Genomic DNA, 25,930 nt, shown 5'->3' on the forward strand with positions numbered 1-25,930 from the left:
TAATGTAAGCTTGGAACGTTCTATGGATTTTGATTCAGTTGAGTTTAAAACAATACGACGCCTTTTATAGCCCTCAAATATAAAAACTTCATCACCAACTGCTTCAAGTGCTTCTGCAATTTGTAATCAAAGTGGAAGATGAAAATTCGGTCATCACCCTTTTCTGACTTAATAAGCAAAACAACCACAACCCAGTGCCCATGGATTGTCAAAATTAGGCCTATGATGGGCTGTCTTATTCAATCCGAGCCAGCGTGATAATTTTCCATCATGTCCATGAACCATACAGGAAGACCCATGCCAATGCGGTACTGCATAGCCACCATAATGTGCTACAGGGGACCATTCCGGTGAAGGTGGAGGCATAGGTGGGTCAAAGGATTTGAATTCTTCAGCAGCATATACGATTTTGCCTCCGACCACAGTGAGTACTGAAGTAATCGCTTTAATTGCTTCGTCAGCCACATGCATAAAATCGTCGGAGAGTACGGCTAAATCAGCATATTGACCAACAGATAAGGCGCCTTTTACTGTTTCTTCATTTGATTTATAGGCACTACCTTGCGTCCACAAGCGCAGTGCTTCTTCACGTTCTAGCCGATTGTTGTCATGATATAGCGAAAGTCCCCCAACTGTTTTTCCTGTAATTAACCAGTAGAGAGAAACAAAAGGATTGTAGCTTGCTACACGAGTAGCATCAGTTCCACCTCCTACAGGAATTCCCATATCGAGCATTTTACGAATGGGTGGGGCATTTTGTGCTGCTTCCTTGCCATATCGCTCAACAAAATATTCACCCTGGAATGCCATGCGGTGTTGTACTGCAATACCACCTCCAAGCTTTTTAATACGTTCCATATTGTGTTCATCTACTGTTTCTGCATGATCAAAGAACCAGCGCAAACCATCAAATGCTGTATCCTTGTTTACTGATTCAAATACAGTTAGTGCACGATCAATGGTTTCATTATAGGTTGCATGCAATCGGAAGGGCCAACGTTGGTCAACAAGAAAACGTACTACATCTTTTAATTCGTCTTCCATTTTTCCAGGCATATCCGGACGTGGTTGCAAGAAATCTTCAAAATCTGCTGCGGAAAAGACTAGCATTTCACCAGCACCGTTGTGACGATAAAAGCCATCGCCACTATAAGGACTAATCTGTTTAGTCCATTGTTGAAAATCAGCTAATTCCCTACCTGGATTTTGAGTAAAAAGATTATAGGCAATACGCACGGTCATTAAACCTTCTTGATGCAGTTTTTCAATCACTTGATAATCTTCGGGATAGTTTTGAAATCCACCACCGGCATCAATACAGCTGGTAATCCCTAAGCGGTTTAATTCGCGCATGAAATGGCGGGTAGAATTAACTTGATGTTCAAAGGGCAGTTTGGGACCTTTAGCTAGGGTGGAATAAAGAATCATTGCATTTGGTTCAGCAATCAGCATACCAGTTGGATTACCTTTTTGATCACGTTCAATTCGACCACCTATTGGATCAGGTGATTCACGAGTAATTCCTGCTGCTTTAAGTGCTGCGCCATTGAGCAACGCGCGGTCGTACAAATGCAGAATAAATACAGGCGTGTTAGGTGCTGCGTGGTTGATTTCAGCAAGGGTTGGCATCCGGCGTTCTTTGAATTGGAACTCGCTCCATCCACCTACGACACGAACCCATTGTGGATTTGGTGTTCGTTCTGCTTGTTCTTTCAATATCATTAGTGCATCAGCTAGTCTGACTACTCCATCCCAGCGTAGCTCCATATTATAATTAAGACCGCCACGAATAAGATGTAGATGTGAATCATTAAGTCCTGGAATGACTCGCTTACCCTGAAGGTTGATTTGCTGTGTTCCTTGTCCTGCGAGTTTCAGGATTTCTGCATCGTTACCAATCGCCGTGACTACCCCATCCGATAAAGCAATGGCCGATACTTCTGATTTTTGTTTATCTAACGTTGTGACTTTTCCATGATAAAGGATAAGTTCGGGATGTCCTTTTGACATAATAGTTTTCTCCTGAAACATAGCCAGATCAATAGCTTCCATTACCGTCCGTAATTTAAGCAACTACAAATTAAGCTTTCTTTTGGGATTGTATGACCTTATGGAGATATTTTGCTCGTTGCCCGTAGTCATGCACCATGCTTGCTGCATACTCAATACCCATTCCATAGGCACCGAAATGATCACGCACAATATTGGTTATACCTTCGTAAGTCTCCTTACGACTCCAGTCACGTTGTAATTCCAGGGTTAACTGTACTGTAGAGATTGACTCGGCACCATGTTTTTCACAACGACGAATCGCGGCGTCATGAGCTTCTTTCGATGTACCTCCAGAGGCATCAATATTCATGATGACCTCATATCCTTCATCCAAAGCACATAGCGTGGGAAAAATTAAACAGGCTTCTGTCCATAGTGCTGCAATAACCAGTTTTTTTCGCCCCGTTTTTTTTACCGCATCCACAAAAACCTTATCTTCCCAACTGTTCATGCTGGTACGCTCAATGGGGTCTTGTTGCAGCACATCCATCAACTCAGGCCAAATGTAACCACTGAATGATTCTGTTTCGACCGCGGTTAGGAGGGTGGGGATATTGAATAATTTGGCGGTTTTTGCCATGGCGACCACGTTATTCTTAAGCAGCTGACGATCAATGCTGGTGACACCAAATGACATTTGCGGTTGGTGATCAATAAAAACAAAAACGCAGTTTTGTGGGGTGAGTAATTGTTCGGTTGCTGCAGACATTGCCTTCTCCTGGAGTGTGTTAATAATTCCATTTCATACTGCATTTATACTATAGCTCAAAGCAAAATTACTGCAACCATGCGGGGTCATCTTATTTGCTTTCTCTAGAATCATGTATGGTTATCGTTTCGGTTTGTGTGATTTCCGGTGCCCATCACCTTGGTTGAGCTCAATCCTGTTAATCAACAATTGCCCTTCGCAAGATAAGCATAATTTTTGCAAATGGTATGAGATGTATTTATTTTGGCCTAAATTGGCCGCAAAATTCCTACATTCTTAGACATGCTTACTGAATTAAAGCAAAGTGCATTTAAAGCCTTAGCTTCATTGGGTAAGACACTGGGGGCTTGGAAAGATGAGTTTCCAGAATGTGGCGTTTTAGTAAATCTAAATGGAATCACAGAAGGCTTTCATCGCAAAATGAAACTCATTCAGTGAAGAGCTTATGGTTTTAGAAATTTTGAAAATTACAGGGTGCGTGTTAAGGTGTTCTGCGGGTGATTATAGCTGCCCCCCTTAAATGGGAAAGAGCCTTAAATAAATGAGAACGTTATTTGCAGCAACAGCCTGTCATTGCGGCTATCTATTTAAACAACGATTACATCGGCTGCTCATGAGGAAACATCGCACTGCAAAGCAGTGTACGCGTTTAATACCTCTCCTTCTTCAACTGGTTGCCAGTCTGAAAGAAAGTCCTTTTGAGTCACTAAAGACTCTAGGTAAAACTTTATATCAATGGCGGGAAGAAGTGGTTAGAATATTGGTGAGTCCGTACGCTCACGTTTGAAGAATATAGCTGTTAAAGAAGGTTCTGATTTTAATGCGGTATTGACTCGTTATGGTCTAGAGCGTTTGTTATATCGAATTGGAGAATCAGAATATTCTAAACAGTTTTTGTTAAAAGGTGCCTTACTATTTAACTTATGGTATGACATGCCCCATCGCCCAACTAAAGATATTGATTTATTGGGGTTTGGGCCAATAGAAGCCCATTACCCTGTGCTTCTTAATGATCTTCCTGCCCCTAAGATCCGTACTTATCCAATTTATACGGTAATCGCAGAAAAATTGCATGCTATTGCATTATTGGGTATGACGAATAGTCGATTAAAAGACTACTTGGATCTTTATGTATTATTAAGTAATGAGCAGATAGATAATCAAGTCTTGGCTAAAGCCATACAGGCTACATTTACTCGTCGAGGTATGACTCTTCCTGAAGTGCTGCCTTTTGGCCTGACCGATGAGTTTGCTAATGACCCAAGCAGGGAGTCAATGTGGAAAGCCTTTTTGAGAAAAAATGAACTAGAGCAGAAACCATTAACCGAAGTTATTGCTGTGATCAGAAATTTGATTCAAGTACCATATTCTTTGGCAAAGTAAAATATTATTTTTGCGCTGATGAATGCCAGATAACTGCAGCGATAATTATGCAGATTAATTTACCCAATAAAAGATGCACAACATAGAGGATCAGGCCTTGTGCACAACATAGAGGGTCAGGCCTTGAGTTTTGAATTTTCAATTGTATGGTTATTAAACCATTCACATTTCAAAGCCTGACCTCGAGATTTTTCAAGTCTTTTGGCCTTATTTCACCAGTTTTATTCATTGATTTAATTCATAAAAATAATTGAGTGCCTTATCAATTAATTCTGCTTTGGAGAAAACACCTAATTTGAATTTGATATTATTCAGATGCTCTTCAACCGTACGTTGAGAAATTCCCAATTCGATAGCGACTTGCTTTGCTGGTTTACCTCGGACAGTTAGGTGCAAACATTGTGATTCGCGTTGTGAAAAATAAGGAAATGTGTAGTCATTTTTAGACGGAAAGTTAGTTTGAGTAACGCCAGTTTCATTGATATTCAATAAATCTAGGCTAATTAATTTAGATAAAAATTCGGCTAAGTTATGCTTGCCAATAATGCTTCCGCATCCAAAGGTGCCAATTATTTTATTTTCGTCATTATACCAAGGGAGTTTGAAGAGAAGACATTGATGAGACGACCCATCAAAGCGAATAAGGTCAAATTCAGTAATTTCTAACTTCTTTTTTATCATTATCTGTTCATCATGGTTGGTAGCGATAACGGCTTGTTTCTGAACCATAAAGTCAACTGGCCTTTTGCCAACGGATGCTTTCACAGATTCTAATCCGCATATATTCGCACATCCATCATTTAAAGTAACAAAAGCACATTCAGTATTACTAAACCAAATGTTAAAAGGTTGTTCAAGAAAATCTGCGACTGTGTGACGATATTGTTCTTTAAAATGATGCTCCTTCGAGTTTGGCTTGATTAACTTAATACCCTGACCGATACGTTGGATCAAGAACTCGTTACTGATGGCAATATTATTTTTCATGTGCCTTTGGTCAAAAACAATTGTCCGATAATTGTACAAATATTTGTGACGAAAGTAAATGCTATATAAACCCTTAGGTACCATTGACTATGTCATAAAGACCCTCCTCTGTTCGCGGCTAGATTGTAAGTATCACGAATAGCAGGGCAGATTAAAACAAAGGGAGTGGAGCGCTGTTAACAAAAATTAACCAATAATACCCGTAAAATTTACGGGTTATCATCGGTTAATCCTGTGCATATAATGACCATTCTTTTATTTTTTAATTGCTTTGGTTATCAATTAATTTTTTTAATCGATCAAAATTTCTCTTCTGAAAATTATATCAAGGTGTAATCGTGAAACAATTTGAAGTCCTAAGAAGTACAACAATTTCTGTTCGTAATATCACTTTAACTACTAAAGGCGGACATCGGTTTTCTTTTGATATTACTCTTGACGCAACTAGTAAATTTGGCACCTATTTTTTACAACGTGTCATGACACCTATGGGAGCAGCAACAGTAATAGGCGTGTATAATGATAATTTATGGTTTTGGGTTGATGGTGACAAAGGTATAACCTACTGGGATAACATTCATGGCAATATTTTTGATGCTCCTGTTTTGATTACTGGATATAACGATAACGATTATCCCGAAGAAGTTAAAAAAGCAATCCAATTTGCTCTTGGTGTAATTCAATTCAATTTTGATGGAAAATTTGATCTTTTATATATATTATCCAAAATAAATATCTTATCTCCCGAATTTATTTGCGTATTAGTTATAAACGTTTTAACAATCAATCCTCAAGAAATGAATCAACAACTTGATTTATTTTTTAAAGAATTTGAAAGTTTAACTGCTCTTGACATAGAACGACTTGCTGAACTAGGTAATTTAATCCATGGTCAAGAAAATAAATTCAATACCCATTTTATAACCGATACACCACTTGATACACTTTCAGAAAAACATGTAGAGAATATTCGTAGAGCAGCTTTGGATTGTCAAACATATATTGATGTGATTAATGGACAAATCAAACTATTGGATAAAAGCAACGTTCCGCTACTCTATGCTGACTTAAACTCACTCAAATTAAATCTGGAAAAAAGCCTCAACAATTTAGAACAGGGTTCTCGGGAAATAAAAGCGGTATCCTCAGATATTGCTCGCCTAAAAAAAGTGTATAACTTCCAACATTTCAATTCGCTATTGGAATTGATAATGAATGCTTTTTTTGAGTTTCAAATAAATAAGCAAATGGCTACCCCTAGAGTTAAATTCTATCTTGAAGCTGCGGCTAAAATCACCCAGTTTTTATACAATCACGGACATCATTTCTTTGAGGAAAGCGGAGAAGAACTTACCCATGATAAGGGCAAGCAAGAAAGTTCTGGGTCTTTAAACTTGCTTGAATTAATGTACCTCTTTTTACTATTAAGTGGAACTTCTGCCTCATCAAATTTAAAAGCATGTGTCTATCTCAAATTATTAAAGGCATTGAACATAAAACTCAATGAACATGAAAACATGCCCAACTCTTTTGATTTATTAAATTTCGTTACTGGAAATCCAGATGGGTTTATCACGTTATATCAACATTTCTTTACCACAGAGGGACCATTGAAACAAAAAGTTGAAGAGCTTTTAAAAAAGCAACATCCTATTTTATTAACTGAATTCGGTAAATTGACCTATTATTATGCCATCGCTTTAAAAACAAGAAGTGAGGAACGCTTTTTTGCTCATGCACAATTTGCGATTAAATTAAATTTTATTAAAGGAACATATTACTTACGCCAAGCACTAAGTCAAGGTAATCCATTTGCAGCTGAAGAAATGATTACCTTCTTATCAAGCCAATATAGATTTCAAATAGATACTTTTGAAATGGAAAAAGATCTGGCTTTGTATTTTTTGAATAGAAAAGAATTAGTTAAAGCACGTTCTTATTTAGAGCGTGCGCTTCTATCTTTTAAAGATAAGAGAGGCAAGAACATATTAGACCAGTATGAATTGGACAAGAACTTTTGGGAAGAGGAGGAATTGCATTTAATACAGATTAAGATTGATATACTGCAAAAAAGCGGAAATGAACAAAAACAAGCAATTGAAGAATTAATACAACGCTCCAGACTGGAAGAGGATAATCCAGCGCGCGATCTATTGAATGAACTGAGTACCCAATTACCAGTTGTTGCCTTTGCTGCAGTTGTAGAATGGCATAAAACAGACCTCAATAAACTCTCACTCAAATTATTACAACTGGCAGCAAAGGAAAATCATGGAATAATCGCATGGTACCAGAATGATTACCAAGTGGTGTATTTAAATCAAAATCCTGATCTTGGTTTAATCTTAAAAGCAGTAAAAGTTAACTTTGCTCCTGCCATTATTGATTTCAATACATTACTCAAGAGCTCCTCTAGTTACGCCCGAGATTATAAAGATGAAATACTTCCTCTTTTGTCTGACTTTGAGATGTGGCAACACATTGATCCAAATAATCTCACTTCGCTTCTTTTAACCTATATCGACACAAATTTATCGAGAACTGATTTAAGTAAATTCATACAATCCTTAGCTCATGCCTCCTTTAATAATCCAGAAAAGCACCTGGAATACCTTACAGCGGTACTTAAGAACTTAAGTGCTTTAATAGATACTGGAGATCTAATGTCCATTTTGTATGCAATTAAAAGAGTCGGATCATTTGCTAAAATGGATACCGAGGTACGGCAAGCAATAGCCTTCAACCTGGTTGGAAGTCAATTCGATAGGGATAAGTCGATATTATGTGAGATGGCGAATGCTTTTCCAGGGTTGATACTGGCTTTATATGAAGATCCCAAAGCCTGGAATATTATAAAATCAAATCACCCCTTAGTAGCTCTTTTTGATAAAACCTTGGATCATAATCCCCATGATCAAGATACAGTGGTAACTTATGAGGGAACTGCATTGACTAACCTTTCTCTATTTAAACCTTCTAGTCATGATCCTGTAAACTCAACTCAGCCTCAGGAAATGCCTATGGAATCAAGTGATATAACTACACCCCAATAAACTCTAAAATGACATAGTCAGGGAAGAGTACTTAACTGATAATCGTGAAGAGAAGATAAGCAGACCTCATTAAAAACAACGATACACATACTGTCGAATGCCAGACTACATCTAAGTTAAGCTATAATTATACAGGAATAGAGGGTCAGGCCTTGAATTTTGAATTTTCAATTGTATGGTTATCAAACCATTCACATTTCAAGGCCAGACCCTCGAGGTTTATATTCTTCACACTTTTTATTGGTTAAGTCTGGTAATTTATTTATATGTATATAGTTTTTAACCATCTTTTGTCATCCATGCCAAAGATATTCTGATATTAATAATTATATATTAGATTAAGATATGAAAACTAACATGATAAGTCTTGAATGAATCTGTCTACATTGCGTCTACACGACTTTTTCAAACTTTCTAAAACTACTCGTAACTACTTGATTTTATTGGTGGGCCCACTAGGACTTGAACCTAGGACCAACGGATTATGAGCCCCCAGCTTTAAAATTAACTCGTTGATTTTAAATTAATAATTTGCAACGGGATACCACTACAAATGTCGTACAGAGTATAACAGTGTCGTACTCAAACACGCAAATCTCACGCAAGGATATTTTAGCACTTTATTGGTATTTTACTGGAAAAGCCATTTGGTTTTCATAAAAATGACTATTTGAGACGTAATGAAGAATAAGATAAAATGTAGGTCATTTGATACAAATATTCGTTATTTATTTGTAATTAACGAAATTATGTATCATAATTTAAATATGAAGACAGAAGCTACCTATAAACAAAAAGTACTCCAGATGGCTAGTAAAACGGGCATTGTTCGAATGTCCGATCTAACCGAAAGGGGGATCACTAGAGCGACCATTTCGAGGCTTGTTAGCGAAAACAAACTTGAAAAACTCGCTTCTGGGCTCTATTGCTTGCCTGAGGCTGAGTTTTCAGAAAAAGAAAGCCTGGTTATTATAGCAAGCCGAGTACCTCAAGCAGTGTTTTGCCTGCTAACTGCTTTGCAGATTCATGATCTAACAACACAGCTACCTCGAAAAGTATGGATAGCTATGCCAAAAGGGAGTCATGCGCCAAAAATGGATTATCCTCCGCTAAAAATGGTGCAATATTCAGATGAAGCCTTTAGTGAAGGAGTTGAAATTATAGAATCAGATAATATTAAACTAAGGGTGTATAACCGTGCCAAGACAATTGCAGATTGTTTCAAGCATCGCAATAAAATTGGACTTGATGTGGCCATTGAAGCGCTCAAAGAGGCTTATACAAAAAATAAAGTCACAGTTGATGAACTATGGCATTATGCGAAAATTTGTCGCGTTGCAAACGTAATGCGTCCTTATATTGAGGCAATTCAATGACAAAAAATATTGGTGAGTCTATACGCTCGCGTTTAAAGAATATAGCTGTTAAAGAAGGTTCTGATTTTAATGCGGTATTGATTCGTTATGGTCTAGAGCGTTTGTTATATCGAATTGGAGAATCAGAATATTCTAAACAGTTTTTGTTGAAAGGTGCCTTACTATTTAACCTATGGTATGACATGCCTCATCGCCCAACTAAAGATATTGATTTATTGGGGTTTGGTGATAATGATCTAGCGTATATTAAACAAACGTTCAGTAATATTTGCAGCATATCTGCAGATGATGGAATAAGTTTTCTGTCTGAATCAGTGACGGTTGACACTATCAAAAAAGATGGGGGGTATACTGGAGCAAGAGTTGAGTTATTTGGGGAACTGGCGAAAGCAAAGATTAAAATACAAATTGATATTGGTTATGGTGATGCAGTTACTCCTGGGCCAATAGATGCCCATTATCCCGTACTTCTTACTGATCTTCCTGCTCCTAAAATCCGTACTTATCCAATTTATACAGTAATTGCAGAAAAGCTGCACGCAATTGCATTATTGGGCATGGCGAATAGTCGATTAAAAGACTACTTGGATCTTTATGTATTATTAGGTAATGAACAGATAGATAATCAAGTCTTGGCTAAAGCTATACAGGCTACATTTAATCGTCGCGGTATGGATCTTCTTGAAGCGCTGCCTATTGGCCTGACCGATGAGTTTGCTAACGACCCAAGCAGGGAGTCAATGTGGAAAGCCTTTTTGAGAAAAAATGAACTAGAGCAGAAACCATTAAGTGAAGTTATTGCTGTGATCAGAAATTTGATTCAAGTGCCATATTCTTTGGCAAAGTAAAATATTATTTTGCTAATGAATGTCAGATAGCTGCAGCTATAATTGTGCAGATTAATTAATTGACCCAACAAATAGATGAATATTTAAGTTTGTAGCATGTCCTGCCATGCCTCAACGATCATTACCATGGCCAATGTATCTAATTCACAGTATCTCAATAAAGCATTTCTAAGTTCCTCTCGCTCATAATCACTCATATTTGTAAACTGTAATTTTGCATAAGCTATTGTTGCGGCACCACCTTCTTTTAAGTCTTCACTATCAAATAAAAATTGAGCATCTTCATCAGAGATATCTTTATTAATTGGTGGTAACAAATGATAGGGGTCTTTTATTCGATTATTTTCTTTAACTATCCAGCATTGATTTATAAAGTTATGGCTTTGAATTCCATTTACGGCTCCATAGATTGGTTGGATATATTTTTCTTGTAGGAAATCTGATCGATTTAAAATAGCAGGAAATACTTGTTTAATTGAATTAGAACCATTAGTTAGTGGATCATAATAAAAACGTTTAACTAATTCCAAAATATCAACCATACAACGCGGTCCTTCCCATTTTACCTTGCTATCAGATGGTGACTTTGTGATGGAACGTATAAAAGAGCATAAATCTTCTTTATCATTAGGAGGTTCAATCATTTGTTCTAGTCGTTCAAGAATAGAGTTGAGATAGGTATTTTCATGGTTACTATATCGAAATATTGTCCCATCATCATTTTCTAATTCCTTTTTTAGATGGCGAACAAATTCGATGCTTGGATCAACTCCAAGCTCAGAATTCAGATACTGACCAACATGAGAAACTTGACCGTTTTCATTAAGTGTATGATGTGAGAATTGAAAGGCGATACCTTGATAAGGATGAGAACCTTTATTAAAAGGAATTGGTAGCATAGCTGTTTCAAAGTCTATAAAGTGGAAGGGATATTTCCATGAGTCCATTTCAGCCTTTAGGTTTTCTTTATCAATCCAGACACTATTATCTTGAGTTTTAACTTTTTCTATCTGAAGCCATTGCCTTTCTGTCCTGGAAATACCAGGTTTATCTGATTCGGTAATTTTGAATTCTGTTTCGTCAATGTCTTCTAGCTTGATCAGCCCTTGCTGAAAGTATTTAGGTTTGTCTCGGAAATCCCATAAATTGAGAATGGTAGGATCATTAAAATCTGCTTCGTTGTACCCTAATGCTTCACTCCAACATTCTCTAAAACCAGATAAGAGCTTGTCTGATTCATTTGTATTAAACTGGCAATTACTGCATTCGCCTTTTGCTTTAGGCGGGAATTTCTGTCCACTAAAATATATTTTGCTGAGATGGTGAAACTGGTCTTTTACTGTTTGTCCTTCGTCATTTTTTACTTGCCAAAGTAAACTTATATGATTGTCAACATTAACTTCTTTTAGGATTTTTATCGATAAATCTTCGTCAGTTAATTGTGATATTAATGTGACAATAGCTTTACCATTGCTATCCTTTTGAACTAGAAACTTTTGATTTAAGCCGTCAGTTGGACAAATAGCATCAGTATCGACAAGCATTAAATAACTACTTATGGTGAAGGAGGGATATAGCTGCTCAAGCACCCATTTTTGAAAAGCGATATCAGCAATATATGATCGCCATTTTTTAGTTGTCATCTTAGCTTCTTTTTCTTTGCTTATGGATTTTGCTTTAACTTCGATTATTTTGATATGACCTGGTCTTTTCTGCAGGATATCAGCACGCAGGAAATAGTTTTGATATTGAAAGGAGGCTTCAAATAGGGTGATCGAATCACTCTTAATTAACTCTTGAGTTTTTTCTAACGCTTCCTTTGTACTTGGGGCATCAATTGATATCCCTTCTGGATAATAATATCTTGCCAATGCTTCTACTTGAGCACCGCCTTCAGCCAATGCTTTTAGAAATGAGTCTTCATCCTGTTTGTTTATATATTCATCAGGTCGATCATAATACCAGAGCTTTGTTGGGCATTCTAAAGCCATCTTAAACTTTGATTTAGTTAGTAGCATTCCTATCCCTGTCCCTACAAGTATCAGTTTAATATCTATGCTATTAATTTTAGTTGATAAAAATGGGAAGCCCCAATCTGGGGCTTAATAACAGAAGAAGCTCATTTACAAAACAATATAAGAATCATACAAGAAGCAGTAAACAATGTGGCCGAAGATACCAATGCAAATCGACTGAATTTATATGTCTTTTGTGTGAAGGAGTGAGCCTCAATCAATGAATCAGAGATCAATTTCTGCATAGCTTGAACCGATTCTTTAGTAGATTCATGCAGCAATCTGGTTATAGCTTCTTTACTACTAACTAATGCTGCATTGAGAACTTTTTCAGCTTTTTCCTTGGCATCATCTTTCCATTGTGAGGAAATGCCTTCCATTTCCTCTCGGAACTGCAGCAGTAAATCCTGTTGGGCTTTTCGATTTTCCTCAACCAGTTGTTCATTCATAGTTTGAAGCATGAGGATTGGATCATCTTTACCCAAAAGTACACCATGTTTGACAGTGATGTCTTGAACGATTTTATCAAGTTTCTCTGACATTAGATCACCCTGGCGCTATCCAGCTGTCCAAAAAGTTGATCGCGAACGATTTTTAAACGTTGACGGGTCATAATGCTTTTCTCTGGCGTCCCCAGGACTTCATCGAAGGTCAGCTTTTGTTGAAGCATTTCAGTTAAATCTCGGCCGTAGGTTTCTTTCTTCAGGTCGGGGATTTGAATTAAGGCTGATATTCTGTCTTTATTATCTCGGTAGGCTTTCAGTTGTTCAAATGCTTTTCCTTCATGCTCTATAGCTCCCCAATAGGGATTAAGCCAGACAACAAATTGTGCTTCATTTGCAAACTGGTCAATTAGCTGTGCAAAACCATTAATGGTATCGAATAGGGCTTGGCCACCGGTGATGACCGTATGAATCACCATTTCATGACCTAATTCCTTTAACAATGCGGGAACTTGGTTGCTGATGAGGTAATGAGATAGCGGTACGAAAGAACTGGCGCCGTTGTCAATGACGACATCATTAGTTGTTGCGGCAATTTTTTCGATGAGGGCATCAAAAAGACGGGGGTTAATTTCATCACCACTCATGACTTGAATATGATCCACGCTGAGGGCTTTAAAGCCATGAAAGGTTGAATTGATGGGGTCGGTGTCAATGCATAGCGGGGTGTGGCCTTTGTGTTGTTTATATTGTGCAGTTGTTGCTGAAATAAATGATTTGCCGACACCGCCTTTTCCCTGCAGTGTGATATGTATTTTTGCCATTACAAGAGTTCCTCCAAGTTGGGTTTTGGATTAAAAGTAAAGCCGCGAATTTCGGTTTTTGCCTTATTTTTAGCCTTTTCATCATCCTTGGTGTTTTCCTGCATAGATGGCTTTGTTTCTGCAGCAATCAAACGTGCTACATAGCCACAAAAAGTTTTATATGAAAATGAGATTTTGCCTTCCTCAACTAATGTTTCCCAGACAAGCTTTATAGACCAGCCGTCAGCTAACGCTGAAGCGATATCATTTTTTAAAGCAAGAAATGCGGCTTTATTTACAGATTTAGCAGAGGTTTTTTTTACCATTTGCTTTGCTGCGATTCGTTCGCTAAGGGAGTTTCCCATCTTATACCATCAACTTATTATTGTTCTCTTTCTGATAGTACAAACTATTTTGTTGCTGTGCAATGAGTTAAGTTATTTTCTTTCCTTTTGGCGTAATTAAACATCTTCTTAAACCTATAAATATGTAATTTATCGTAATAATTAGTAATTATTAGAAATTAATTTGGTTTTAAAACAAATAGCCTTGAAATTACATAAAATTACCTGATAGTATGCTACTAGATGAACTTAAAACGCAGGGCAAGATAGGTGAAGTTAGCTAACCAGCAAGCTGGCTACCAAACCTCACAAGTCTTATTCGCACCTTCGGTGCTCAACGAAAAACCGGTGTTTTGAGATCAAATCAATACCCAAAGGATTGCATAACCACTTTATTAAGAGGTCGGCATCCTTATGGACGAGAAACTTAAAACACCTACCAGAAAAAATGGTCGTCATCTTCGCGTACCTGTTTTGCCTTCTGAAGAAATTCAAATCAAATCGAATGCAGCCACTGCCGGTCTTTCAATTGCCGAATACTTAAGACGGATAAGTCTTGGTTATCAAATTCAAAGTAGTGTTGATAAAGATCATATACTGCAGCTAGCCAAAATTAATGGGGATTTAGGACGGCTTGGGGGACTATTAAAACTATGGTTGACTCAGGATAAACGCGTTGCGCATTTTGACCTCCAAACAGTAAAAGCATTATTAAATCGTATTCAAACCACCCAGGATGCAATGTTGGAAGTGGTGAAAAAACTATGATTATTCGCCATATCCCTATGAAGAAAACTAGACTTAGTAGTTTTTCGGGTCTTGTTCAATACCTGTGTAATCAACAAAACAAACAGGAGCGAGTGGGTGAAGTCAGATTATTAAACTGTAATAGCCTCGATCCCATTTGGGCTGTTCAGGAAGTATTAGCAACACAAGCTAAAAATCAAAGAGCCACTGGGGATAAAACCTATCATATGCTTATTTCTTTCGCTCCAGGAGAAAACCCTTCCCCTCAAGTTTTACAGGAAATTGAAGAAAGGGTGGCATTGTCTATTGGATTTAAAGAACACCAAAGAATTTCAGTTGTTCATCATGACACAGACAATCTTCATATTCATGTTGCGATTAATAAAATTCATCCTCAAACCTTTAATATGATTGAACCTTACAGGGCTTATAAGACCTTTGCTGAGGTTGCATCCATGCTCGAAATTGAATTAGGTCTTCAAATAACCAATCATCAAACTCGGAAAAACCGTTCGGAAAATCTTGCAGATGATATGGAGCGCCATTCAGGTATTGAAAGCTTGATTAATTGGATGAAGCGTCATTGTAAAGAAAAAATAGAGGCAGCTACAAGCTGGAAGGAGATTCATAGTATTTTGGCAGAACATGGGTTGAAGATACGTGCTAAAGCCAATGGTTTTGTTTTCTGCAATGAGCAAGGGATGACTGTTAAAGCTAGTTCAATTTCCAGAAGCTTTTCTAAAAAAAATCTCGAATCCAAGCTAGGTTCCTTCGTACCATCCTACTCAGAGGGTGATGCACCTGCACCCAATGTTTACCGTTATGAACCATTAAATAAAAAAGTACTTGGTTCCGCTCTGTATGACAAATATAAGCACGAAAAATCACATAATAAACACTTTATCTCATACCAACTTAAAAATTTGCGAGAGGCCAGAGCCAAACTTATTGAAAAGGCTAAAAAGCGAGGTCGAATTAAACGAGCAGCTTTGAAATTTATGAACCTTTCTAAAGTACAGAAAAAGTTCCTATATAGTTACATCAACAAAACGCTGCTTAATGAAATTGATAACATAAGGAAAAATTACGTCAAAGAACGTAGCCGGTTATTAGATTCCTACCAAAACAAAACCTGGGCTGATTGGCTGAAACAAAAAGCACAAAGTGGCGACCAGGATGCCTTAGTGGCAATGCGTTATCGTAATCGTAAAAATAAGCATGATTACACCATTTCAGGTGCAGACTCAGTTTTTACTACTTTAAATTTTGGACAAATCGATTCTGTTACTAAAGAAGGCACTGAGATTTATAAAAAAGATAACAGTGTTATTAGAGACAATGGAAAAGAAATTATCATTTCTAAAGGTGGGTCTATTTCTGCACTTAAAAGAGCATTGGAGATGGCTAGGCAGCGTTATGGCGGCTGTATTTGTGTGAACGGGTCTCCACTATTTAAAAAGATTATTTTGCAAATCGTCATTCAATATCAAATGCCAATCACTTTTGCTGATTTGGATTTGGAAAATCAACGTCAAAAACTAAATTTTGAACAGGAGAAATCTCATGAACAATCAAGATCAAACTGGCAATACTATCGAAGAGGAACTGCAAGAAGCCATGAAGCTATTGGAACAACCACTGGAATTTGGCCCACGAAGCCCGACTCTTTCAGCCTTGGACAAGGCTCGCCAGCCAAAGATCACAACGGCTTGCGAAACTTGTCCCAATGCGATCTGGTTCAGTTCACCAGAAGAAGTCAAGTGTTATTGCAGGATGATGCACATGATCACCTGGAGCGGCAAGGATTCAAACTTGATAACCATGTGCGACGGAAAACTTATCGATTAAAGAAGAAGAGTAAGGGTTATAGGAATTGAGATCTTTGCTGAAAATTTGAAACCAGCAACTTCCTTTATGGCGGCGATCATTACCCGAATATATAAGCATTCCTAATTTGTCGAGATGATTACAATATTCCCTCAGGGTTTTCCATGATGAGGGCATATTTCTTGAAATATCGGTGGGAATAAGCTGAGGAAAGCGTCTTCCGTATTTCCCTACAACCTGAGCACAAGGAGGGACTTTACACCTGGCTGCATTTTGAAGCCAATCATCTACCTGCTTAATGGAGAAATAATTTTTTTTGTTCTCATTCAGAATGAAAAAATTATAATAAAAAGCGGTTTGCCATATACTTTTATGGCAACCGAAAATCCAATCACCGTCAGAGACATCTACATTCAGGAAATTTGGCAATTCGCCAGCAGAAAGCTGAAGATATTTACTGTAAAAGACCCCTGCAGGATGCTTTTCTGTTTCTTGTTCATGCTGCACTCCATATTTCTTAGTACGAAGTATCTTTAATTCCTCCAGAGCCTTTTCAAGTGTTGGTTTTGCTTCTTGCTCCTGTTTCAATCTCTTAATTTCTTCCTTCTCATATTCTTTTTCAATTCCCTGAAGCTTTTTTCTCAGTTGTTTTTCAAGTTCTATACTTTCACTAGCTGCTCTGGCGTTATGTAGCCATTGAACTCGATTAGGATCATTGATGCATGACCAAAAAGCTTCCCAATCCTTCACGTCGTCCGGGGTAAGATCAGATAGGTCAATTTCAATGGTAGATATATTAGCTACCTTAATTTTTTCAATTTTTAGATCGTCTACTTTGTGTCGATAAAAAATTTCTATAATGAGCTTATGGTTGCGTGTTATTGCCAATATATCGGCTCGCATTTCACTTATCTCTTGTTCTTCTCCCACTGAGTCAAAGGTAATAATTTTTCCTTTCTCGACAATGGTTTTGCGTTTGGGGTGTATTTTTCCTTTCGAGTCGAAGACTTCTTTTGTGATGATATATTCAGGGAGCTTTATTTGTTTTCGTTCTTTTATAATCTGCTTAGCAGCCATATGGATGGCGCTTTCCAATCCTCCTTCACATTCAATGGTAGTTGCATGTTTGAAGTGGTGCTGATTTTTAATGCCTTTTGCTGCGATCAGGGGAGAGTGGCAAGATGGACAAATACAATTGCAATTCTTACCACTATCAACATTAGAAATGTGAACGATGATATTATTTTCATTTAAGCCAAAAGGAAGTTTTATTTTTAAAGATTTCATTATGTTTCCTAATTTAAAGAGCTGGTGACTAGAAATATCAAATTAAGGAGATTTCTGGTTTTGCATAACCAAAATGGCCAGCAATACGCTTCAGTTTGATTGTTAGGACAACATCGATAGGTTGAAAATTTACATGGCTTGAACCGTAGTATCTGTTAGATACCGTTATTTTTACGTCATTATTTGTAGTTTCTATATCAGGATTAAAGTCATATAGAGGTTTGTTAAAAATATTGCCTGCCTTTTCAAAAGGACCAAAATTTCTTGGCAATATTAAATGGCCATTCTTTTGCAAATATTCTTTGGTGATTGCTTTAGAAAGATGTACCCATGATGGAAACGAATTAGCTACAAGCATTTTTTGAGCTGCCAGGAAAGTAAAGATTTCCTCGCCTAATCTGTAGGTGTCTGGTAGGTCAGATGGTAAATCCACAAGGCATTTCCGACGTTCTTCTATAAAATCGGATGGAATGAGAACAAAAATTTTTGCTTGCCCAATATTCTCTATGGATGCGAGGGTATCTGATAACAAGGCTGCCTTTGATTTATACCCAAAAAATGCAGCAACGAGCTCATGAGCATGGCTTGATTTTAGTTTAACACCATAATTATTGGAAATAGCACGAAGTTGATCTGCGCATAGTTTTGCAATAGACATTTGTAGATTCCTTATTAAATACGCTGGGCTTAATTTTGTTTTCATAAGTGTTTAAGGAAAACTGCCCACAGTTAATAAAGATTAACTACAAAACAGATTACGTTTTTGAAAATCGTTTTTTGGCCACTTATAACCAGGGATGTCGACAAACCTGGTGGAAGTATACATTGAGAAATTTAGAAATTACAAGATAAAAAGGAGGTTTAGATATTGGCAGCATTTGACCCCGTCAATTGCTGCCATATTCAATTGAATCTAGGCGATACGAACCACATTCGACTTTTGCGTTAATTGCAAGCGACTGTTTTTCTTAGCAACACTATCAATTTTTGATTTTAACTGCCGTTTCACTCCCGCGATTCCAAGCTGACTGTTGTTAGCCAGATCATTAAAATCGCTAAACTGTCGAGGGTTTGATAACTGCTCGCCTGGAGCAAAAGTCGGTATAATCATGAAACCATTAACTGAATTTGCCGCTTCACTACCTTTTTCCTTTCCAGGATTGATGCCCTTTGTTAACTCAAGATGTTTGTCATCATCTGCAGCCACAATAATTGGTGTATTAGGAAATTTATCACGTAAAGCTTTAGCGACTGGCTTGAGGTTACCGGAATCAAAGGCGGAGACGACAGCTGGTAATTTGGTTGCATCTTTTATTGTTGCTGCAGTAGCGTAACCCTCCGTAATCAAAATAACAGGTGTTTCTGCTAGTTTTTCTAAACCACCCAATACATGAAAACATTCCTCTTTTTTTGAGTCTTTCGCAAAACGCTTGGTTCCATCTTCAGCAATATACTGAATAGTCCAAAGAGTTCCTTCGCAATCTGTTGCAGGGATGCAGGTTAGTCGTTTCTCACTATCGGTATATACTCCGTAATGATTCTGAATACCCTTAGCCTGCATATAAGGTGTGGGTTCCACAACTTCCGTCATCATGGATAATTTTTGCTGGAGTTTTAATGCAGTACTTTTTTGTTTTGCTTCAAGCTCACGTTGGCGAGTTTGTTGATGTTCCAGCGCTTCTGCTTTAAGCGTCGCCTTCTGTTCATCAGTTAAAATGTAGCCCTTACATTTCCAGCTAAGCTCAGTGCCTGTCCGGTTGTTTTTAATATATCCCGCTGGGATACCGTCTAAATGGGCTACATAAAATCCTGCCTTCTCACCATTTTTATCACCATCCGTGGAAATGCGATGGGGTTTCCCATCCATAATTGGATGCTCACCTGAAACGATAGCACCGAGGCTTATCAATGCTGCTTTAAATTCATCCTCAGGTATAAGCGCTTTTTCTTGAGGTTGTACTTGATGTTCAGGAAGCCAGGCTTTGATTTTCTCAAAAGCAACACCAGGCTTTGCATACCAACATTTTTGCACTTTATCCCAAGAGATACCTGGTGTTCCATCAGGTAGTTTTCCTATTGTGGATTTGGCAATCTCTTTTTGTTTGAAGGGGATGCTTAGCCAGATCTTTTCATAAGTGGTGTTGTCAGTCGCCATATAGACTTCCTCTTTTAGTTTATCAACCTTGATTTCAATAAATTCTGACAGTTGAAGATTTTGGGTTTGCTCTAAAGCACACAAGTGATTCACTATTTTCTCTGCATCTGCGGAAGCTCTGAATATTTCTAATGGTTCATCTTCCAAAACACGAATCCATGATTTGATATAAGCAGTGTGTTGCGAGGGGTCATGGCCTATACCCAGCTCGGCACCTAAAAGCATGCTTGCAATTTCTGCTCTTAATTCTTCTTTTGCATAGGCATCTGAACCATAAGGATGGCCTAAATCTCTATCCAGTCTTGAGGGATGACCGCTCCAATGCCCTAGTTCATGCAGGGCAGTAGCATAGTAGTTCGCTGCGGATTTAAATTGCTCCTTTGGTGGAAGATGAATGCTATCAGTCGATAACCTGTAAAAAGCTCTGTCTGCTTCAGAATGCTCAATGTTAGCACCTGAGTTATATAGCAGTTTTTCTGCTCTTTCAATTAAGGACCAATCTGGCTCTTTTGCAATGAGTTCTGGCATATTATCAATTTGCGAAGCATGAAATACCGTTGCATAAAATACCTTGGGTCGTTCAAGATTCACCTGTACTTTTAATGGATTACCATGCTCATCAAGCACAGGTTTACCAGCATCATCGTGTTTGGTTTGTTCTTCATGAAATTTCCAATATTGGATTGTGGTGCCTTTTTCTCCTTTGCGAACTTGCGCATCCATACTTTGTGCTTGTTTATAGGTTAACCAACGGTTGTCATCATTTTGGTTCAGCATTAAATACAATGCATTAATCCCTCTATAACGCTTTCCTGTGATCGGATTATATGGAACTTGGCCATTGCCTATCCCTGGCTCCCATGGTTTCAACCAGGGAGCGGTTCCTGCTTTCAGGCTTTCAATAATTTGATTGGCAACAACTTGATGGTAGGGCATTTTAGTCATACATGGCCTCCATCGCATCTTCTTCATTTAGTGCATCTTCAAAAAATGCGCCCATGAAATCAGCTTCAATCGGACTAACTTCGACAAGAAAGCCAGGGATTACTAAATCCTCGTATTTTTCTGAAATCACATCCATTATCTCGGTTTCATGATTCATGTAGTTTTCTCCCGTTTATTAATTACCCATATGGGTGTGATCATTCCTTTGATTTGTCTTGTGTGAACAAGACCATAATATCGACCATCAAATGACCATTCGCTTTGACTGGTCATAGTCATAACTTCATCTTCTTGGAGTTGGTAATTCATTACTTGCCATTGAGGTAAGTTGCGCTTCATCCCATCCTGTAGTTTTGGTTTTGAATAGGGGGTTAGTATGTGATTAACAAATACCCCTCTGTTGGTCACAGAGAGGATATCGCCAGAAACAGCCACCACTTTTTTCATTAAGTAACCATATCCATCACAGTAAAGACCATGGTCTATATAACCTCTATCCCTCGCTAATCTAAATGACTCTCTGTTATCAGGACAAAAAATCACATAAGTATTTTTGATAGGGGCTTCGCTGGTGATGCGATACAAGCCTATAGGAATGGATTCAGTCAGGTTTATTCTAAAACCCATGGCATGAAATAGTGCGCTTACAACAATAAGGCTTATCAATAAAGTAGAGATGATGGCTGACAGTTTTTTCATAATCTGATGACCTCATCCTCACTTAAACGAGTACGTAAAATATCTGAGTGGACAGGAGCCTCAACTGATGCTCTTGCCATAAAGATCGGATCTTTAAAGTAAAGAGGTTGTTTACCATAAATAGCAGGGAAACCCGCTGCATATACGACCATATCCCCAGCTTCAACAATCAGGCCATTAGCATCTTTTTTAGGTCCTGGCATACGCAGACACTCATCAACAGTTAAGAGCGGTCTCGATATTTCCTGAACGGTTTTTGATATTTGATTTAAGAACGTAGAAAAGCGTTTTCCACTGGTGGTGATGTGTTCTTTAACAATAGTTGTTTGGCCTGTTAGCTTGGAAAGATGTTCTGCGGTTTCAATTCTGTTAGGTGGATAAGCATTTTGGATATGACAATTTGAAGTGATGGTTTCATCAGGGCCATAGCCTCGTTCACGGCTTTTAAGCTGATTAATGTCCTGACAAATTAAGTAAAACTTTAAACCATAGCCGGCAACAAAAGCCAATGACTCTTGCAGTATGTCGAGTTTTCCAAGACTTGGAAATTCATCAATCATGCAAAGCAGTCGATGTTTATACGTTTTTTTAGCACTCACATATGATAATCCTTTGTCATCGGACACACGCTCAAACTCCATTCTGTCGGCCAATAACCTCACTATCATATTAATCATGACTCTAATCAGAGGTTGAAGCCTTGCCTTGTCATTAGGTTGAGTAACGATATAAAGGCTCACAGGATTTTCATGGTTCATTAAATCGCGGATGCAAAAATCTGAGGTAGAGACGTTATACGCAACCACTGGATCACGATATAGCGCCAGATAAGATTTTAATGTAGATAACACAGAACCTGCTTCTTCTTCGGGCCTATCAATCATGTCACGAGCAGAGGCTGATATAACAGGATGGGTTTTTCCCTCAACATGCGGGTATTGGGTCATTTCAATGAGCAGGTCAGCAATATTAATATTGGGATCAACCAGCATGCGGTCAATGTTGGGAAATGTGGCTGGTTCTCCCTGGGTTTTCAATTTATAAATCGCATGTAGAATAAAACCAACCAAAAGGGCTTGGGAGGTTTTCTGCCAGTGGGTTTCCAAACCCTTACCATCGGGATCAACCACCAGCGTTGCTAAATTTTGTACGTCACCCACCTCTGATTCCGTACCTACTCTTATTTCATCCAGAGGGTTCCAGCGAGCGCTTCCTTTTAACGTGGCAGGCTCAAATCGAATGACCTTGTTAGCAGCATGTTTCTGTCGCCATCCAGCCGTCATTGCCCAGAGCTCGCCTTTTAAATCAGTGATGACGCAAGAATGTTTCCACGATAGAAGGGTTGGAATCACAAGGCCAACACCTTTGCCTGAGCGCGTTGGTGCATAAGTTAAAACATGCTCAGGCCCATTATGGCGTAGATAATGAATTGCTCCTTTGTCATCTTTAAACGCGCCAACATAAACTCCTTCATCATGTCCAATGAGGCTTGCATTGTTTAAGTCCTCCCAATTAGCCCACCTGGCTGAACCATGGAGGTAGTCACTCACATTGTTGTTTTTAAAATATTTGGAAGCCAACACGATCATCATTAAAAAGAGACAACCCATCATAACGATAAGACCAAAGGCAGCATTAAAAGAATCAGGATAATAGGATTGATATTTAATAGCCCAGATAAAAATCTGCCAAGGCATATAAATAGGTGCGAATTCCCCTCCAAGGGCATCAGCATAGTGAAATTGATGCGCGAAAAACTGAGTTCCAATTTGCATGCTGATTAAGAAAGAACAAATCACTAACAAGACTAAGGTTTTATTTATCTTGCCGTGATTTTTTTCTCTGACTTGAGGACCAATGGCTTTATTAGGCTTGTTTTGGCTCATTGGCTTTCTCCTGATGCCTTTTGGTTCACAAATTGACTCACCTCATCTGATGCCTCAAATCCTGAACTAAAACTACCCTCAGGGGCACCCATAGATAAAATATTTTGGGCATTGGATTCTTGCGATTCAGAAGTGGATGAATTCGCCTTGCTTTGAATTGCTTCGGCAATTTTTCCACCCGTTGTATCAGCGATTTTCTCAGCAATTGATTCTTTAATCGAATTCGCTTTCTCACGAGCAACATCCATAGTGCCTGAGGCTAAATGTGATCCAAATGAACCTGCAAATTTGGCAGCAGTTCCCATTGCTTCGGCTAAACCACCAGTTTTGGAACCTTTATCCATTCCAGGCAGTGTACTTGTTTCACCAGAGTTGGTTGATTGACTGGCTGCTTTAAACGCGGCATTAAGCGCGGATAATCCACCACCACTTTGGGCAAGTGCGGCGCCTGCTGCACCTGCCATGGCAGCACCTGCAATTCCTGCAGCTCCCATAGCTCCACCAAGACCGAGTCCACCGCCACCACCAGAACCACCTCCTGACACAATGCCAGCTAAAGCAGGCGGAATTTTGTCAATAAGAACTAATAACAGTACGGCAACAACCAGCATGACAAACATTTCTTTAAGCATAATGTTTTCAGACATCGCTGCGTAATATTGATCTACAAAAGATTTACCGATACCAATAATCAAAATCATGGCAAAAGCTTGCAATGCGATACCCAATACGGTTTTGTAGTAGTTAATCGCAATATCCTGCGTCCAACGGCCACCACCAAACCCTAATAAAACAATGCCACCATAGGTTAATATCCAGGCGGTGATTAAGATAATCAACATGTTAATACTTACTAAAGCTAGAATAATCAGAATGACCCCTGCAACGAGCAAACCAACTGTAGTTGCTGCAGGTGACCAGATGGATGAACTGTCTATAGCTTTTGAAACAATATCAAACCCAACATCCACAATATCAGAAGGAGAGACATGCTCATTAATTCCAGAAGCCTTTGCTGCAAGTTGTCGCATGGAGTCTATGATTGCTTTTGCAATTGCGGGTCCATTGTCTAAAATCCAATAGAAAAAACCGACAACCACAAAAAATCGTACCGTTTCGCTCAAGAATTCTTGAATGTCTGCTTTACGCAATGCCATCAAGCCGTATGTCCACACCATACTAATTGAGGCTAAGGACCAAAAAAGATATCTGGCGTAACTCAACATAGTTTTGCTCCATAGTGCGGATGTGCTAGCAAAACGCTGTAAAATATTATCCAGTAAATCACGACTATCCATGCCATGCCCTTTAGCATGGCAGCAAGCAGAAAACCCAAATAAACCAAACGCAATTACATAGGGGATTAGTTTTTTATTCATGGCATTACCACTTCTTGCCAGAGCTTTTGGAGTAACTACCCCCTCGAAAACACGCATCACCAATAGCCTGCAGTTCTTCTTGAGTTCGACCCTCTCTTGGGCTGCTACAGGTGAGTGTTGCTAAGTGCTCAGCTTTTTTCTGAGCCTTGGATTCAGCACTGTCGCAACCTGATAAAACACAAGCAACGACCATAATTGATAAATATAAGATCTTCATTTTCCTCTCCTTTTTATGATGGATTACCACTTTTTTCCTGAACTTTTATGGTATGCGCCTGATCTGAAATGCTCATCTCCTGCAGTCTGTATCGCTTCCTTGTTGGCACTCGCTGCATCTTTGACTGCCTGAGCATTCTGCTGCGCTAATAACACGCCTCTGATTTGAAGCAATTGATGGGATTGATTACTGGCTAATTGAGAAGCGGCTTGAAGAGCCTGTTTTTGGCCTGCAGCACTTTGTGCCTGAGATTGCAAAGTACGCAGCTTTGCAGAATCATTTTTTAAGCTCTGTTGTTGTTTATCAATCCCTTTAAGCATGGCGTCATTGGATCGCTTTTCAGCAACAGAAGCCGCTAATCTGCTTTGTTTGATTTTTCTAAGTTCTTCAGCAGAACACTGACCTGTGCCATTAAAACACGGGGTCTTTTGGTAGTATTCCTGACTTTGGAATCGGTCAAGGTACCCTTGGAGGCTGCCAGCTTCCTGCTTGTAATAATCAATGGTATCAGTCGATTCAAGCAAATTATTAATAACTGAGTTGGCATTATCCCATTCAAACGAAGTCAGTGACTTGGTGTTGTCTAACATATTTTGATATTGGTCCATCTGATTCTTGTATTGATCGACCTGCGTTTTGTACTCGCTAAGTTGCGTTGCAATCATTTTTCCATTTTGAATCCAATTCGCAACGTCAAATACAGGGGCATTTGCAAATGCCGGCAAAACAAAGCAATAAATAATCATGGATTTAAATTTCATAATGCTCTCCTTCA

General features: G+C 38.5%; 23 protein-coding genes and 1 pseudogene. 8 read left to right on the plus strand and 16 right to left on the minus strand.

Annotation, left to right across the window (positions count from 1 at the left end; translation table 11 throughout):
- Positions 1 to 168: 168 nt before the first annotated feature.
- On the minus strand, positions 169 to 2,010 hold the full coding sequence (locus FOLKNPGA_RS02770) for an amidohydrolase (RefSeq protein ID WP_182351654.1): 1,842 nt from the start codon (positions 2,008 to 2,010) through the stop codon (positions 169 to 171).
- A 70-nt stretch (positions 2,011 to 2,080) separates the two neighbouring features.
- Positions 2,081 to 2,761: a hydrolase gene (locus FOLKNPGA_RS02775; protein WP_182351655.1), complete on the minus strand. Its 681-nt coding sequence runs from the start codon at positions 2,759 to 2,761 to the stop codon at positions 2,081 to 2,083.
- 282 nt (positions 2,762 to 3,043) lie between these two features.
- Here FOLKNPGA_RS02775 and FOLKNPGA_RS02780 point away from each other — a divergent pair, with 282 nt between their 5' ends.
- The 3 genes and pseudogenes from FOLKNPGA_RS02780 to FOLKNPGA_RS02790 all read left to right on the plus strand — a co-directional run bounded on the left by FOLKNPGA_RS02780 (position 3,044) and on the right by FOLKNPGA_RS02790 (position 4,144).
- Positions 3,044 to 3,199, plus strand: coding sequence for a hypothetical protein (locus tag FOLKNPGA_RS02780; RefSeq protein WP_370529177.1), 156 nt, complete (start codon positions 3,044 to 3,046; stop codon positions 3,197 to 3,199).
- A 107-nt stretch (positions 3,200 to 3,306) separates the two neighbouring features.
- Positions 3,307 to 3,521 (plus strand): annotated as a pseudogene (locus FOLKNPGA_RS02785) (ISL3 family transposase); the annotation flags it as partial.
- 23 nt (positions 3,522 to 3,544) lie between these two features.
- A complete protein-coding gene (locus FOLKNPGA_RS02790) occupies positions 3,545 to 4,144 on the plus strand; it encodes a nucleotidyl transferase AbiEii/AbiGii toxin family protein (RefSeq protein ID WP_255466043.1) in 600 nt (199 codons plus the stop codon).
- A 225-nt stretch (positions 4,145 to 4,369) separates the two neighbouring features.
- Here FOLKNPGA_RS02790 and FOLKNPGA_RS02795 read toward each other — a convergent pair whose 3' ends face one another.
- Entirely contained in the window at positions 4,370 to 5,131 is a 762-nt protein-coding gene (locus FOLKNPGA_RS02795; protein WP_182351656.1) for a helix-turn-helix transcriptional regulator, read from the minus strand.
- A 338-nt stretch (positions 5,132 to 5,469) separates the two neighbouring features.
- Here FOLKNPGA_RS02795 and FOLKNPGA_RS02800 point away from each other — a divergent pair, with 338 nt between their 5' ends.
- The 3 genes from FOLKNPGA_RS02800 (at position 5,470) to FOLKNPGA_RS02810 (ending at position 10,408) form a co-directional block, all read left to right on the plus strand.
- Positions 5,470 to 8,184 carry a hypothetical protein gene (locus tag FOLKNPGA_RS02800; protein WP_182351657.1) on the plus strand — a complete coding sequence of 905 codons (2,715 nt, stop codon included), beginning with the start codon at positions 5,470 to 5,472 and terminating at the stop codon, positions 8,182 to 8,184.
- Positions 8,185 to 8,864: 680 nt separating this feature from the next.
- Positions 8,865 to 9,560 carry an AbiEi antitoxin N-terminal domain-containing protein gene (locus FOLKNPGA_RS02805; RefSeq protein WP_255466044.1) on the plus strand — a complete coding sequence of 232 codons (696 nt, stop codon included), beginning with the start codon at positions 8,865 to 8,867 and terminating at the stop codon, positions 9,558 to 9,560.
- Complete coding sequence (locus tag FOLKNPGA_RS02810; protein WP_182351658.1) at positions 9,557 to 10,408, plus strand: nucleotidyl transferase AbiEii/AbiGii toxin family protein; 852 nt, start codon at positions 9,557 to 9,559, stop codon at positions 10,406 to 10,408. The genes FOLKNPGA_RS02805 and FOLKNPGA_RS02810 overlap by 4 nt, the downstream gene beginning before the upstream one ends.
- Before the next feature lie 83 nt (positions 10,409 to 10,491).
- Here the strand turns inward: FOLKNPGA_RS02810 and FOLKNPGA_RS02815 are convergent, their stop codons facing one another.
- The 4 genes from FOLKNPGA_RS02815 to FOLKNPGA_RS02830 all read right to left on the minus strand — a co-directional run bounded on the left by FOLKNPGA_RS02815 (position 10,492) and on the right by FOLKNPGA_RS02830 (position 14,034).
- Positions 10,492 to 12,426 (minus strand): DUF2779 domain-containing protein, encoded by a 1,935-nt coding sequence (locus FOLKNPGA_RS02815; protein WP_255466045.1) that lies wholly within the window; start codon positions 12,424 to 12,426, stop codon positions 10,492 to 10,494.
- A gap of 101 nt (positions 12,427 to 12,527) precedes the next feature.
- Positions 12,528 to 12,965: a conjugal transfer protein TraM gene (locus FOLKNPGA_RS02820; protein WP_182351659.1), complete on the minus strand. Its 438-nt coding sequence runs from the start codon at positions 12,963 to 12,965 to the stop codon at positions 12,528 to 12,530.
- Positions 12,965 to 13,690, minus strand: coding sequence for an ArsA-related P-loop ATPase (locus tag FOLKNPGA_RS02825; RefSeq protein ID WP_182351660.1), 726 nt, complete (start codon positions 13,688 to 13,690; stop codon positions 12,965 to 12,967). The genes FOLKNPGA_RS02820 and FOLKNPGA_RS02825 overlap by 1 nt, the downstream gene beginning before the upstream one ends.
- Entirely contained in the window at positions 13,690 to 14,034 is a 345-nt protein-coding gene (locus tag FOLKNPGA_RS02830; RefSeq protein ID WP_182351661.1) for a TraK family protein, read from the minus strand. The genes FOLKNPGA_RS02825 and FOLKNPGA_RS02830 overlap by 1 nt, the downstream gene beginning before the upstream one ends.
- Positions 14,035 to 14,427: 393 nt before the next feature.
- On the opposite strand from FOLKNPGA_RS02830, the gene traJ reads away from it, so the two are divergent.
- The gene (gene traJ, locus FOLKNPGA_RS02835; protein ID WP_182351662.1) at positions 14,428 to 14,781 is read left to right on the plus strand and encodes a conjugal transfer transcriptional regulator TraJ; all 354 of its coding nucleotides are present in this window, start codon (positions 14,428 to 14,430) and stop codon (positions 14,779 to 14,781) included.
- Complete coding sequence (gene traI / locus FOLKNPGA_RS02840) at positions 14,778 to 16,637, plus strand: TraI/MobA(P) family conjugative relaxase (RefSeq protein ID WP_182351663.1); 1,860 nt, start codon at positions 14,778 to 14,780, stop codon at positions 16,635 to 16,637. Before traJ ends, traI begins: the two co-directional genes overlap by 4 nt.
- On the opposite strand, the gene FOLKNPGA_RS02845 is transcribed toward traI, so the two are convergent.
- The 9 genes from FOLKNPGA_RS02845 to trbJ all read right to left on the minus strand — a co-directional run bounded on the left by FOLKNPGA_RS02845 (position 16,567) and on the right by trbJ (position 25,916).
- Positions 16,567 to 17,874, minus strand: a complete 1,308-nt coding sequence (locus FOLKNPGA_RS02845; protein ID WP_182351664.1) for a competence protein CoiA family protein — start codon at positions 17,872 to 17,874, stop codon at positions 16,567 to 16,569. The two genes, traI and FOLKNPGA_RS02845, sit on opposite strands and share 71 nt — an antisense overlap.
- Before the next feature lie 37 nt (positions 17,875 to 17,911).
- Entirely contained in the window at positions 17,912 to 18,532 is a 621-nt protein-coding gene (locus tag FOLKNPGA_RS02850) for a hypothetical protein (protein ID WP_182351665.1), read from the minus strand.
- A gap of 255 nt (positions 18,533 to 18,787) precedes the next feature.
- Entirely contained in the window at positions 18,788 to 20,974 is a 2,187-nt protein-coding gene (locus tag FOLKNPGA_RS02855) for a zincin-like metallopeptidase domain-containing protein (protein WP_182351666.1), read from the minus strand.
- Positions 20,967 to 21,131, minus strand: a complete 165-nt coding sequence (locus tag FOLKNPGA_RS02860; protein WP_182351667.1) for a hypothetical protein — start codon at positions 21,129 to 21,131, stop codon at positions 20,967 to 20,969. Before FOLKNPGA_RS02860 ends, FOLKNPGA_RS02855 begins: the two co-directional genes overlap by 8 nt.
- Complete coding sequence (traF, locus tag FOLKNPGA_RS02865; protein ID WP_182351668.1) at positions 21,128 to 21,673, minus strand: conjugative transfer signal peptidase TraF; 546 nt, start codon at positions 21,671 to 21,673, stop codon at positions 21,128 to 21,130. The genes FOLKNPGA_RS02860 and traF overlap by 4 nt, the downstream gene beginning before the upstream one ends.
- Complete coding sequence (locus tag FOLKNPGA_RS02870) at positions 21,670 to 23,559, minus strand: type IV secretory system conjugative DNA transfer family protein (protein ID WP_182351669.1); 1,890 nt, start codon at positions 23,557 to 23,559, stop codon at positions 21,670 to 21,672. Before FOLKNPGA_RS02870 ends, traF begins: the two co-directional genes overlap by 4 nt.
- Positions 23,556 to 24,938, minus strand: coding sequence for a P-type conjugative transfer protein TrbL (trbL, locus tag FOLKNPGA_RS02875; RefSeq protein WP_182351670.1), 1,383 nt, complete (start codon positions 24,936 to 24,938; stop codon positions 23,556 to 23,558). Before trbL ends, FOLKNPGA_RS02870 begins: the two co-directional genes overlap by 4 nt.
- A 4-nt stretch (positions 24,939 to 24,942) precedes the next feature.
- Entirely contained in the window at positions 24,943 to 25,155 is a 213-nt protein-coding gene (locus FOLKNPGA_RS02880) for a hypothetical protein (protein WP_182351671.1), read from the minus strand.
- A gap of 23 nt (positions 25,156 to 25,178) precedes the next feature.
- On the minus strand, positions 25,179 to 25,916 hold the full coding sequence (gene trbJ / locus FOLKNPGA_RS02885; protein ID WP_182351672.1) for a P-type conjugative transfer protein TrbJ: 738 nt from the start codon (positions 25,914 to 25,916) through the stop codon (positions 25,179 to 25,181).
- Between the last annotated feature and the right edge of the window lie 14 nt (positions 25,917 to 25,930).

The sequence above is a fragment of the Legionella sp. PC1000 genome (genome assembly GCF_014109805.1).
Lineage (GTDB): Bacteria > Pseudomonadota > Gammaproteobacteria > Legionellales > Legionellaceae > Legionella > Legionella resiliens.

Bases quoted from the DNA above. Each gene is read 5' to 3' on its own strand.
- FOLKNPGA_RS02770 (WP_182351654.1), bottom strand. From the start codon at position 2,010: ATGTCAAAAGGACATCCCGAACTTATCCTTTATCATGGAAAAGTCACA.
- FOLKNPGA_RS02775 (WP_182351655.1), bottom strand. From the start codon at position 2,761: ATGTCTGCAGCAACCGAACAATTACTCACCCCACAAAACTGCGTTTTT.
- FOLKNPGA_RS02780 (WP_370529177.1), top strand. From the start codon at position 3,044: ATGCTTACTGAATTAAAGCAAAGTGCATTTAAAGCCTTAGCTTCATTG.
- FOLKNPGA_RS02795 (WP_182351656.1), bottom strand. From the start codon at position 5,131: ATGAAAAATAATATTGCCATCAGTAACGAGTTCTTGATCCAACGTATC.
- FOLKNPGA_RS02805 (WP_255466044.1), top strand. From the start codon at position 8,865: ATGAAGAATAAGATAAAATGTAGGTCATTTGATACAAATATTCGTTAT.
- FOLKNPGA_RS02810 (WP_182351658.1), top strand. From the start codon at position 9,557: ATGACAAAAAATATTGGTGAGTCTATACGCTCGCGTTTAAAGAATATA.
- FOLKNPGA_RS02815 (WP_255466045.1), bottom strand. From the start codon at position 12,426: ATGCTACTAACTAAATCAAAGTTTAAGATGGCTTTAGAATGCCCAACA.
- FOLKNPGA_RS02820 (WP_182351659.1), bottom strand. From the start codon at position 12,965: ATGTCAGAGAAACTTGATAAAATCGTTCAAGACATCACTGTCAAACAT.
- FOLKNPGA_RS02825 (WP_182351660.1), bottom strand. From the start codon at position 13,690: ATGGCAAAAATACATATCACACTGCAGGGAAAAGGCGGTGTCGGCAAA.
- FOLKNPGA_RS02830 (WP_182351661.1), bottom strand. From the start codon at position 14,034: ATGGGAAACTCCCTTAGCGAACGAATCGCAGCAAAGCAAATGGTAAAA.
- traJ (WP_182351662.1), top strand. From the start codon at position 14,428: ATGGACGAGAAACTTAAAACACCTACCAGAAAAAATGGTCGTCATCTT.
- traI (WP_182351663.1), top strand. From the start codon at position 14,778: ATGATTATTCGCCATATCCCTATGAAGAAAACTAGACTTAGTAGTTTT.
- FOLKNPGA_RS02845 (WP_182351664.1), bottom strand. From the start codon at position 17,874: ATGAAATCTTTAAAAATAAAACTTCCTTTTGGCTTAAATGAAAATAAT.
- FOLKNPGA_RS02850 (WP_182351665.1), bottom strand. From the start codon at position 18,532: ATGTCTATTGCAAAACTATGCGCAGATCAACTTCGTGCTATTTCCAAT.
- FOLKNPGA_RS02855 (WP_182351666.1), bottom strand. From the start codon at position 20,974: ATGACTAAAATGCCCTACCATCAAGTTGTTGCCAATCAAATTATTGAA.
- FOLKNPGA_RS02860 (WP_182351667.1), bottom strand. From the start codon at position 21,131: ATGAATCATGAAACCGAGATAATGGATGTGATTTCAGAAAAATACGAG.
- traF (WP_182351668.1), bottom strand. From the start codon at position 21,673: ATGAAAAAACTGTCAGCCATCATCTCTACTTTATTGATAAGCCTTATT.
- FOLKNPGA_RS02870 (WP_182351669.1), bottom strand. From the start codon at position 23,559: ATGAGCCAAAACAAGCCTAATAAAGCCATTGGTCCTCAAGTCAGAGAA.
- trbL (WP_182351670.1), bottom strand. From the start codon at position 24,938: ATGAATAAAAAACTAATCCCCTATGTAATTGCGTTTGGTTTATTTGGG.
- FOLKNPGA_RS02880 (WP_182351671.1), bottom strand. From the start codon at position 25,155: ATGAAGATCTTATATTTATCAATTATGGTCGTTGCTTGTGTTTTATCA.
- trbJ (WP_182351672.1), bottom strand. From the start codon at position 25,916: ATGAAATTTAAATCCATGATTATTTATTGCTTTGTTTTGCCGGCATTT.